Origin of the sequence: Asaccharospora irregularis DSM 2635 (assembly GCF_900129815.1) — a bacterium.
Lineage (GTDB): Bacteria > Bacillota > Clostridia > Peptostreptococcales > Peptostreptococcaceae > Asaccharospora > Asaccharospora irregularis.
The window spans coordinates 18,215-29,336 of the sequence record NZ_FQWX01000026.1 but is presented as its reverse complement, the minus strand read 5'-3'; the positions used below and the strand labels follow the sequence as shown (position 1 = coordinate 29,336).

Below are 11,122 nucleotides of genomic sequence, written 5' to 3'. Positions count from 1 at the left end.
CAACTATACATTAAAAAATAAAATAATTCAGTCTTTTAGTAAAAAGGGGTGTCCTTATGACAATGCCTGTATAGAATCTTTTCATGCCATTTTAAAGAAAGAAGAAGTTTATAGGGTTAAGTATTTTGATTTTGAGTCTGCAAAACTAAGGTTATTTGAATATATAGAAGGTTGGTACAATAGAAAAAGAATTCATGGAAGTATTGGTTTCATATCACCAGAACAGTGCGAAAAAATAGCTAGAGCAAGTTAAAAATTCAATTATTTGTGTCTAAAATATTGACATAGATCCACCAATAACGATATCCGAGAACTTGTTCCGTTCAATCATCTGCGAAATTCCCGTGCAGACGATGGACTGGCATATTGGGTCAGTTCCGGTTTTGAGGCAGACGGAGAAAACGGTGCATCCGGTACAGCATCTTTTAGGGCAGAAGGTGTTGCAGGCATGACAAAAAGTCTGTATCAGACTGTGTATCCTTCCAACCGCAGCAGTTATACACTGTCGGCGCAGATTGCATCGGAGAATTTGAAGAAACTTTCCGATAATGCCCAGGTCGGCATTGAAGTAGTGATTGAATATGAGGACGGCAGCACCGAAACCCGATTCATTGACCTTTACTGATGGAGGTGTCTATGGCTTATTTTTCTAAAACATCGGAGAAGATAATGCCTGAAAATTACTTCTCCAAAGTGAAATCTATTACCGTGCGTGTGTGCGTGACCAACTGCACAGGCACTTTTTATATTACAGACCTTTTGCTGCAGCCGGGTTCGGTTGCTACGGGATGGGTAGGTCATCCCTGTGAAATCAAGTGGGTGCTTGATGGCTAATCCGGTATTCATTCGTTTGGCAGAGGTTATCAATAAAAAGCAGGATATGCGTGTTGTGAACGTTACCGTGAAACCTACCATCACGGACTGCTCCGGCACCATTTGGTTTACTGACTTGCAATTACAGGAAGGTCCTGCACTGACAGGGTATGTGCCACATACGGAGAGTCGACTCGCCAAAGGCAATAAAGTATGGTTCAACAGTGTGGTTCGTTCCGCGGAAACAGTGATTGTCTGTAACCTTGGAGAAACTTCCGGTGGGTTGGATATTCATATTTATCCAAAGTCTGATATGGCAGCAGGCTCGGTGCAACTTTCCCAAGGTGTGGGTGGACAGAAGGTAAGATTCCCAAACGCACTGGCAGCAGAAGATGATCTGGCACTGCTTGCTTCTGTAAGAGAATGTACGAAGAATGGTGTCACAGAACTAAAAGAGGGATTTTATCAATACAGTGCCGCTTGGGATTCCAAGCATAAGATTACCTTGGAGGACGGCAAGTCTGCCAGGGTGCTTTTTGAATTACAGGAAATGACGGACGGAGGTGTGTCGATTTGAGGGATAAACTGAAAGGCAAACGTATTATGGTGTGGACATTTATGGGTAATTCCAGAATGTATGAGGCCTTGCGTGATTACGGTGACCGAATCGATACTATCGGTCTGTTTTCCTTTAAGGTGGATAAGACAGGTACAATTACCGAGAGTGGAGTTCCCATTAGTAATATGCTGACATACATCAACAAATGGCCACATATCCGATGGTTGCTTACTGTTGCTAACGATGGTGCAAATTCCATTTTTAAGGCTCTGCGTGATAACACGGACGGTGCGCAGGATAAGTTCTGCTCTGAACTTGTGCGTATCATGGAAAAGTATCCGTGGTGCAATGGTGTGGATATCGACTTGGAAAAAGGAGATGACTATTCCACCCACGCAGTATCCACGGCAATGTTCAAGCACATCTACGAAACGGTAAAAGCCTATGACTCCACCAAAGAGATGAACATCTGCCTTCCAGGTATGACTTCTGTTAACGGTTCGGTGGGTGGAGAAAACTGGTGCGTGTATGGTGACCTTGATAAATATTGCGATACTGCATCTATCATGAGTTACGGTATGGCTTGGGCGGGTTCTGCTCCCGGTCCTGTTTCTCCGAGGAGTTGGCTTGAGGGTATTTACGATTATGCTACGAAGGTAATGAATCCCGACAAGGTTTTCCTTGGTATGCCTGCTTACGGTTGGAACTGGCAGATTTACGATACGCCGGAGAACCTTGGGAAATATTATCGTGGTACATCTAACACTTATTACGCCGCAAAATACTGGATGCAGGGTGTCTATAATTTTACCGATGATGCACCTCCCCAACCCTTTATCCCTATTGTTTCCTATTGGGATGATTATGATATGGGACCGTGGGCATTGCCTCATGTGTACGATTATATGGAAGGCAGGGATGCCACAGATTATTCCTATCCGCTTATGACCGAAACCTATAACCGCAGAAGATATCTGACTGCATATGCAAAACAACAGCACACTGAATTTGGAGAAATTCTCATTGACCGTGGTGCCGAACCGGATAGCTATGACGGTGTGGTTTCTGTATCAAAAACACTGGTCACTTTAGGTGATGAGGGTTCTGCTACCTACAATTTTACGATTGATAAGGCAGGCTCTTATGATGTGGCGGTTCGTCTGTGTTACCCATTCTGGGATAAAAACAGTATTTACGCATCTCTTGATGGCAGTACGGTTCATTTCTCCGAGAACAGGCTATGGTGGCCATATTGGAGGACTACCTTCTGGGCGACACTTGCCAAGGGAGTGAGACTTTCTGCAGGAGAACATACACTGACTATTTCCGTTGGTGTAAACGGTGTGCAGTTTTATGGTTTCCGTGTCTGTACTGATTTTTCTGAACAACCAACAGCGGGAGAAGCAGAATATACCCTTGCTCCACGAAAGTTTAAAGATGTGAATGGAGATATGGTGGGTCCTGCAACGGGATTTAAGCTGACACTTGAAATGCTCCGCCGAAAGCCTGACTCCGCTCTTGTGTGGTATGAGGATTTCCGTGACGAAGAGAAGATACCGGAAAGCTACTGGACAGTTCTATCCGGTGAGTGGAATGTGTGGCAAGACCCGGAAAGTATGGCAAAACGACCATACTCACAGCTTGAAGGTTATGGTCAGCTTGCATGGAATTATAATGGATTTTCTGATATTCACTTTCGGGCACAGATTATCTTTCCGGCAAATGGTTGCGGTAAGGCGGGTATCTTCATTGGAACATTATTTTGTTGCCTTAACTATGACACACAGCGTTTGGAATTGTATGAGGGTTCTACGCTGAAAGGCAGTTACTCCATGACAATTTCAAAAACTTCAAAGGCTGACATTCGCAGCAATCCAAATGTTTACACCATTGAAATGCGTAAGCGTGGAAACAAGGTACGGGTGCATTCCTCTACATCCAATACGCTGCGATTTACTGCAATGGTAAGCAGTGGCGGTGGATATGCAGGGATTCGTTCGGAAAATCAAATCAACTGTCAATTGCTCCGTTTGGGAGATGCCTGGACGTATGAGCCATATGAGAGATTTGATGTTGTAATGCCGGATGGAACTGAAACTTCCTATGGCAGAATCGAGAGGAGTAACTGCACATGGGATAATGAGTTCCAGGTCTTTACGCTTACTTCCGATGTGGAGGAATACTCTACCAGAAGCGAAGATATATCACTGGATTATGAATTTTATCATTCCCACATCATGCCCCTTGAGTGTGGCAATGACTACACGGCAAAAATCATCCCAAGGGATATCAATATATGGATTTCAAGGCTGTTCCTTGGAGATGCAGACGGCTTTTCAATTCTGTATTACCAGGATGTGGACAGCCTGATCTATTGGGCGAACCAGGCAGCATACCGATGGAAACTGCGAGGGATGTGTATGTGGTCCCTTGGGCAGGAGGATATGCGAGTATGGGAATGGCTGCCCAAGCAAACTGAATAACGGCTTTAAGGGTATCTGCCATATGGTGGGTGCCCTTTTTGCATACAAAAATTTATGAAAGCGAGGATTTTACTATGAAGGATTTATGGAACACCATTCAAATCATCTTTACTGCCCTTGGAGGTTGGCTCGGTTGGTTCCTGGGAGGCTTTGACGGTCTTCTGTATGCACTGGTGGCGTTCGTGGTTGTGGACTACATCACGGGAGTTATGTGTGCCATTGTGGACAAGAACCTTTCCAGTTCGGTTGGGTTTAAGGGCATTTGTCGAAAAGTGTTGATTTTTGCGATGGTAGGAATCGCACACGTCCTGGATGCCAATGTCATCGGTGACGGCAGCGTACTGAGAACGGCGGTCATTTTCTTCTATCTCTCCAATGAGGGCGTGAGCCTTTTAGAAAACGCATCCCACCTTGGTTTGCCGATTCCGGAGAAGATGAAGGAAATCTTGGAGCAGCTCCATGACCGCGACAATAAGGAAAGTGAGGGAAAGTAACATGAATTTACACAAACTTATTTTAACGGAAAACGCCTGTTACAAAGCAGGCAGGAAAATCACGGTTAAGGGTATCATGGTTCATTCCACGGGTACAAACAACCCGAACCTAAAACGCTATGTAGGTCCTGATGATGGTTTGCTCGGTAAAAACCAGTACGGCAATCATTGGAACACCTACCATCCCGGCGGCAGAGAGGTCTGCGTTCATGCCTTTATCGGCAAGTTGGCTGACGGCACGATTGCCACATACCAAACTCTCCCTTGGAATCATCGTGGTTGGCACGCTGGGGGGAGTGCAAACAATACCCATATCGGTTTTGAAATCTGCGAGGACGGTCTTTCGGATTATGCCTACTTTAAGAAGGTGTACCGTGAGGCCGTTGAACTTTGTGCCTACCTCTGTAAGGAGTACGGTTTGACCGAACAGAACATCATCTGCCACTCCGAAGGTTACAAGCAGGGCGTGGCATCCAACCACGGCGATGTGATGCACTGGTTTCCAAAGCACGGCAAGAGCATGGATACCTTCCGTGCCGAGGTCAAGGCACTCCTGGCGACTACCGATGAGGAGGAAACCGAAACTCCTGCAGAGCCTACGGTGACATATCCCGAAAAGCTGACTACTGGTTATTACCGTGTGCGTAAGACCTGGAAGGACAGCAAATCCCAGGTAGGTGCGTATCGTATCCTTTCCAATGCAAAGGCGGCCGCAGATAAGAACCCTGGTACTTTTGTTTTTGCCAATGACGGCACTGCCATTTATCCTGCCGACAGCACAGCCGAGCCGGATTACCGTGTCCATACGGTTGTGAAGGGCGATACCCTTTGGGATATTGCCGTGAAATATCTCGGCAAAGGCAGCAGATACACCGAAATCAAGAAACTGAATGGACTTTCTTCCAATGTGATTTATAGCGGTTGGAAACTCAAAATTCCGAACTAACACGATGCCCTTTGAGGATTTTTCCTTGAAGGGCATTATTTTTTTGCCTTTAGGGGGTTCGATTCAGCCTGTCTTTTCGCTTATAGACAAAGGGAACATTTCTACCATTCCCGGATTGGAGGAGCCTATATGGAAGTACAGAGAATCGAAAACTTTAAAATACCCAACGCCGTGGCACACGAGATTACGCAGGAGGAATTGCAGCGTGAATACGACTTTTACATGGCACAGAAAATGCTCGAAACCATGTTCATGTTCGGCATGATTTCTGTGGATGAATTCCACAAAATATCGGCTGTAAATCGCAAAACTTTCTCCCCGTTTTTGTCAGAGATTATGGGCTAAATGACTTGATAGTTCCGCAATAGTACGGGAATATGTCACTACCCAAAAAGCGAGGTGAGTTGATGAAAAAGATAACGAAAATCGGGGTAAATGAAACCCTGATTCAAAAGAAAAAGTTGAAAGTTGCAGCCTACTGCCGTGTATCAACAGCCAGTGATGAACAGCTTATCAGCCTTGAGGCACAAAAGGCTCATTATGAAAATTACATCCGTTCCAATGACGAATGGGAGTATGTGGGTCTTTACTATGACGAAGGTATCACAGGTACGAAAAAGGATGTCCGTGCCGGACTGCTTTCTATGATTGCAGACTGCGAGGACGGTAAGATTGAGTTTATCATAACCAAGTCTATCAGCCGATTTGCCCGAAACACTACGGACTGCCTGGAGATGGTGCGAAAGCTGACAGATCTGGGCATTTCCATTTATTTTGAGAAAGAGAATATCAATACGGGTTCTATGGAAAGTGAATTGATGCTTTCCATCTTAAGCAGTCTTGCAGAAAGTGAATCGGTTTCTATTTCCGAAAATAGCAAGTGGTCGGTGCAGAAACGCTTTCAGAACGGCACCTTCATTATCGCCTATCCTCCCTACGGTTATGACAACGATAACGGCACGATGGTCATTGTGCCGGAACAGGCAGAGGTTGTAAAAGAGATTTTCGCATCCTGCCTTGCGGGTAAAGGTACGCACGCCATAGCCAAGGAACTGAATGCCAGAGGACTTAAGACCAAGAAAAACGGCAAATGGGGTGCGGGTGCTGTGAACGCCATTCTCACCAATGAGAAGTACACGGGCGATGTGATTTTTCAGAAAACCTACAGTGACAGCAGTTTTAACCGCCATCGAAATTACGGTGAGCGTGACCGTTTCCTTTGCGAAAATCATCATGAACCGATTATCAGCCGTGAGGATTTTGATAGAGTCCGTGCGGTTCTCGACCAAAGGGCAATGGAAAAAGGTAACGGAACAGACACCTACAGATACCAAAACCGATATTGTTTCTCCGGCAAAATCAAATGTGGAGAATGTGGCGGCACCTTCAAGCGTAGGCAGCATTACAAACCGAGCGGAGATTATGTGGCTTGGACTTGCGGAACGCACCTGGAAAGTAAAAAAGATTGTTCTATGCTTTACATTTCCGATGAGGGCATTAAGTTCGCATTCCTTACCATGATGAACAAACTGGTATACGGCCACAATGCGATACTGAAACCGCTCCTGCGAACCCTGCGTGGCATGGATGACAAAGACAGGCTGCTCCGTATTCAGAAGTTGGAATGCCAAATGGAAGAAAACACTGATAAAAAGCAAACGCTTACAAGCCTTATGGCAGCAGGGTTCTTGGAGCCTGCCGTTTTTAACAAGGAAAATAATGTACTTGTAGTAGAAGAACAACGTCTGCGTTCGGAAAAAGAGCAGTTGCTGAATTCCGTAGGCGGTGACAAGGTTAAGGTCAAGGAACTCCAAAGGCTGATGTCTTTTACTACCAAGGGTGAGATACTGACCGAATTTGAGGATGAAATATTCCTCGCCTTTGTGGACAGCATTACGGTTGAATCAAGAAAAAAGATTATCTTCCATTTGAAATGTGGACTGAATTTAGCGGAAAGGTTGGTGATGTAAATGACAGCACATATTCCCTACGGATATCGCATCGAGGACGGAAAAGCGGTTGTGGATGAAGTCCAGGCAGAACAGGTCAGAACCTTCTTCAAAGAGTATATTTCCGGCAAGGCACTGATGGTGGCAGCCGAAATGGTAGGCTTGAAGTTGTTCCACGGCAGTGCCGGACGAATGCTCCGAAACACTCATTACCTTGGGGATGAATATTACCCTGCCATCATAGATCAGGAATTGTTCGACAAGGCAGAAGAGGAACGTCAGTCGAGAGCCAGTCAGCTTGGCAGGGTCAGAGAATTAAAGGTTAAGGAAACACCTGCCGCTCCCCTGCATTTTACAATGGGAAAGCAGATACAGGAATTTGACAATCCATTCAAACAGGCTGAATACGCCTACAGTTTAATAGAAAGCGAGGTGGAAACGAATGGAGGCAACTAAGAATATTACCGTAATTCCAGCGCGAAGACGTGTCGGCAATAATGTAAAAATGGAAGACAAGCCAAAACTCAAGGTCGCAGCGTACTGCCGTGTAAGTACCGACAGCGATGAGCAAGCTACAAGTTACGAGGCACAGATAGAGCATTATACCAATTTCATACGAAATAATGAAGAGTGGGAGTTTGCTGAGATATTTGCTGATGATGGTATTTCAGGCACTAATACTAAAAAGCGTGAGGAGTTCAATCGCATGATTAATGAGGCAATGGCGGGCAAAATCGATATGATTGTTACCAAGTCCATCAGCCGATTCGCAAGAAATACCCTGGACTGCCTCAAGTATATCCGACAGCTAAAGGAAAAGAACATTTCTGTATATTTTGAAAAAGAAAATATAAATAGCTTAGATTCTAAGGGAGAGGTGCTGCTTACAATTATGGCGAGCCTTGCACAACAGGAATCAGAGTCCTTAAGCAAGAATGTAAAGCTAGGATTACAGTTCCGTTACCAAAATGGTGAGGTACAGGTAAACCACAATCGTTTCATGGGGTACACCAAAGATGATGAAGGTCATTTGATTATTGAACCTACTGAAGCAGAGATTGTAAAACGCATTTATTTGGAGTATCTGCAAGGAGCAAGCCTGAAACAAATCGGAGAAAGCTTAGAATCAGATGGCATCCTAACTGCAGCAGGCAAAGCAAAATGGAGACCAGAAACTATAAAGAAAATCCTAAGAAATGAGAAATACATCGGTGACGCCCTTTTGCAGAAGACCTACACGGTGGATGTACTTACGAAAAAGCGAGTTAAAAATAATGGCATTGTTCCACAGTATTATGTAGAAAATAGCCATGAAGCCATCATACCCCGCGACCTTTATATGCAGGTGCAGGAGGAAATGCTAAGAAGAACAAATCTTCATAGTGGTGCTAACCGAAAGAAAAGAGTTTATAGCAGCAAGTATGCTCTTTCAAGTATTGTTTATTGCCCAAAGTGTGGTGACATATATCGCAGAATTGCTTGGAATAACAGAGGTAAGCGTTCCTTTGTTTGGCGATGTGTCAGCAGGGTGGAACATGGACCATCCAGATGTGATGCACCAACAGTTGGGGAAACGGAACTTCAACAGGCTGTAATAAAAGCTATCAATATGGCACTTGGTGGTAAGGATGATATGATTGTAGCTTTAGAGCAGAACATTGCTTCAGTACTTGCTTTAGAAGATGAAAATTCTATGGAAAGCATCAATGCTAAACTGGAAGAACTGCAAAAGGAGCTTTTAAAACGAGCAAATGCTAAAAAGGATTACAATGACCTTGCTGATGAGATTGACCGTCTGAGAGAATTAAGGCAGAATGCTATGGCAGAGAATGCGGAAAGAGAAGGCTTGAAACAGCGAATTGCTGAGATGCAGGAGTTCCTTGCAGAGCAGGTGGAGCAGATAGAAGAATACGATGAATCCCTTGTGAGGCGAATGGTTGAAAAGGTAATGGTTTATGAGAAAAAGTTCTCGGTGGAATTCAAGTCAGGCACAAGCGTGGATGTGGAGATTTAAAAAATCAATGAGAGTATATCACCCTTTAGGTTCTTAGAAGCCTATGGGGTGTTTTTTTGTTACAGATTCTGTATGAATAGTTTGACTTCTAAAGATTGGAAGTTATATAATAATGTCAACAATGTTGTTATTATGATTGTTAAGGAGAATTAACATGATTGATGTAAATGAATTACTGGAGATAGCAATTAAAGAAGCAGAAAATCTTATGGATGCTGAAATATTTTTACTGAAAGACTTATTTAAAGGCTATGAAAATCTAAAGGTAGCTGAAATTGCAAGAACTGCTTTACCACCAATTTTGGAAAGCGGTCGAATCCCGGCAGAAATTATTACTTTAATGCAAACCAAAGAATACTCAAAAGAAAACTTTGACTTGCAATATCCACTATTAGTAAAGAAATCACAGTATGCTACACGTCCAGTTAGGTATATGGCAAAGCCAATCCTAAATATTTATGGAGAGGAATATTATCTTTGCTCTGAGTGGTTTGAAAAACCTGGGGCAAATAACGATAGACCATATTTGCTAAGATGGATTAAGGACAATAAATAAGAGTTCTGGAGTGATTTTTATGAAAAGGTTGATATATATATTTTGCGTGTTTTTATTGTTAGTATCATTGGCAGGGTGTAAAAAAGAAGAGAAGTCCTTAGGCGATGCATATCAAGAAACATACACGGGAGTGATTAAAAGTTGGCGTTGGGCTGGTGGCGATAATGGAATGGTTATGCAGTTATCAGTAGACGTTGGTAATGGAAAAATAATTACATTCTCAACTACCCGTAATACAAAATTTGTAGGTATAGAAGAGTATCGCATTAATAGTAACGATGAGGTTGTAATTGAATGTGAAAGTTATACAGAATCTGACTATCATTCAATTCTTACTATAAAACTTAAGTAAACACTATGCATTTATATAAAGAGTTGTTAATAGGAAATTAGATGTGAAATATGAATATTAATTTTAGAGAAATAGACAGGTCAAATTATAATTTAGGAGGTTAATGTTATCCATTCATTTACAGAGCAACAGATTAAAGATACCTTAAAAATAATTGAATCATCAATAGTTAATTGCGAAAAGGTACAACCTAAATTAGAGAAAGGTTCACCTTCATTCTCTCTATCTAAAAATAGGATTAAAGCTTTATACATTTCTAAATCATTATTAATGAATCAAGAAACTCAATACTCAAAAGAGGAATTAGAAAAAGCAGTTGTACAAATTACTTCAATCAAAAATAAAAGTACAACGGGGTTTAACAATGCTAAAGAAGGTAGTGGAACATATACACGTTTTTCAAGACTCATAACTGCAATGGATATAATTTTAGCATATTTACAGAAAGTTATTGAAAAATAGTATTACAAGTTTCAATTTGTAATTTAGCGAGGAGTGGCAAAATGGATATACAAAAAATAAGGATTATATCTAATAATATCTGTTATGGTCCTGAGCCTTCCTCTACAGATGAAGTGGAGCAACATCTGACTATATCATCAACAGGGCGAGTATGGTTTACAGGTTATAACTATGCTGGTGGTTTTGGGAAATATGAAATCGGCAGAAAAAAGCAGTTTAATATTAAGAAGATAACAACTGATGAAATATTAAATCTATTTTCCCAATACTGTGAAGGCGGACAGCTGCTTTGCTATGCAACAGATGTAGGGGACTGGGAAATGCAAATTACGGATACAGAGAATAAAAAACATATCTTCAAAGGCTCACTTTGTGGGGAAGTATCTGTTGGGAATACAAATTTAACAGACTATATAAGGAAATACATTCCCATTAATGACTTATTTGTGTTTAGTGGTGATTTTATTAAGGAAGAATATGAAAAGTAATTTATT

14 protein-coding genes are annotated in these 11,122 nt (G+C 42.5%); all 14 read left to right on the top strand.

Annotated elements, in window-relative coordinates; all coding sequences use genetic code 11:
- Positions 1-253: IS3 family transposase (locus tag BUB34_RS09660; protein WP_143153366.1), on the top strand; the 253-nt coding region annotated here is incomplete at its 5' end.
- A 383-nt stretch (positions 254-636) separates the two neighbouring features.
- A complete protein-coding gene (locus tag BUB34_RS09650; protein ID WP_073126833.1) occupies positions 637-834 on the top strand; it encodes a hypothetical protein in 198 nt (65 codons plus the stop codon).
- On the top strand, positions 827-1,390 hold the full coding sequence (locus BUB34_RS09645) for a hypothetical protein (RefSeq protein ID WP_073126831.1): 564 nt from the start codon (positions 827-829) through the stop codon (positions 1,388-1,390). Before BUB34_RS09650 ends, BUB34_RS09645 begins: the two co-directional genes overlap by 8 nt.
- Positions 1,387-3,855 carry a glycosyl hydrolase family 18 protein gene (locus BUB34_RS09640; protein ID WP_242948870.1) on the top strand — a complete coding sequence of 823 codons (2,469 nt, stop codon included), beginning with the start codon at positions 1,387-1,389 and terminating at the stop codon, positions 3,853-3,855. The genes BUB34_RS09645 and BUB34_RS09640 overlap by 4 nt, the downstream gene beginning before the upstream one ends.
- A 74-nt stretch (positions 3,856-3,929) precedes the next feature.
- Positions 3,930-4,349 carry a phage holin family protein gene (locus BUB34_RS09635; protein WP_073126835.1) on the top strand — a complete coding sequence of 140 codons (420 nt, stop codon included), beginning with the start codon at positions 3,930-3,932 and terminating at the stop codon, positions 4,347-4,349.
- 1 nt (position 4,350) lies between these two features.
- Positions 4,351-5,295: an N-acetylmuramoyl-L-alanine amidase gene (locus BUB34_RS13895; RefSeq protein WP_073126829.1), complete on the top strand. Its 945-nt coding sequence runs from the start codon at positions 4,351-4,353 to the stop codon at positions 5,293-5,295.
- 129 nt (positions 5,296-5,424) lie between these two features.
- Positions 5,425-5,640: an SHOCT domain-containing protein gene (locus BUB34_RS09625; RefSeq protein WP_073126828.1), complete on the top strand. Its 216-nt coding sequence runs from the start codon at positions 5,425-5,427 to the stop codon at positions 5,638-5,640.
- Positions 5,641-5,702: 62 nt separating this feature from the next.
- Entirely contained in the window at positions 5,703-7,265 is a 1,563-nt protein-coding gene (locus BUB34_RS09620; RefSeq protein ID WP_073126826.1) for a recombinase family protein, read from the top strand.
- Positions 7,266-7,700, top strand: a complete 435-nt coding sequence (locus BUB34_RS09615; RefSeq protein WP_073126825.1) for a recombinase — start codon at positions 7,266-7,268, stop codon at positions 7,698-7,700. It begins immediately after the preceding gene.
- Positions 7,687-9,258, top strand: a complete 1,572-nt coding sequence (locus tag BUB34_RS09610; protein WP_073126823.1) for a recombinase family protein — start codon at positions 7,687-7,689, stop codon at positions 9,256-9,258. The genes BUB34_RS09615 and BUB34_RS09610 overlap by 14 nt, the downstream gene beginning before the upstream one ends.
- 154 nt (positions 9,259-9,412) lie before the next feature.
- Complete coding sequence (locus tag BUB34_RS13800) at positions 9,413-9,814, top strand: hypothetical protein (RefSeq protein ID WP_073126821.1); 402 nt, start codon at positions 9,413-9,415, stop codon at positions 9,812-9,814.
- Positions 9,815-9,833: 19 nt separating this feature from the next.
- Positions 9,834-10,166, top strand: a complete 333-nt coding sequence (locus BUB34_RS09600) for a hypothetical protein (protein WP_073126819.1) — start codon at positions 9,834-9,836, stop codon at positions 10,164-10,166.
- A 270-nt stretch (positions 10,167-10,436) separates the two neighbouring features.
- Positions 10,437-10,628, top strand: a complete 192-nt coding sequence (locus BUB34_RS12965) for a hypothetical protein (RefSeq protein ID WP_084120351.1) — start codon at positions 10,437-10,439, stop codon at positions 10,626-10,628.
- Positions 10,629-10,669: 41 nt separating this feature from the next.
- On the top strand, positions 10,670-11,116 hold the full coding sequence (locus BUB34_RS09590; protein WP_073126815.1) for a hypothetical protein: 447 nt from the start codon (positions 10,670-10,672) through the stop codon (positions 11,114-11,116).
- The last annotated feature ends 6 nt before the right edge of the window (positions 11,117-11,122 follow it).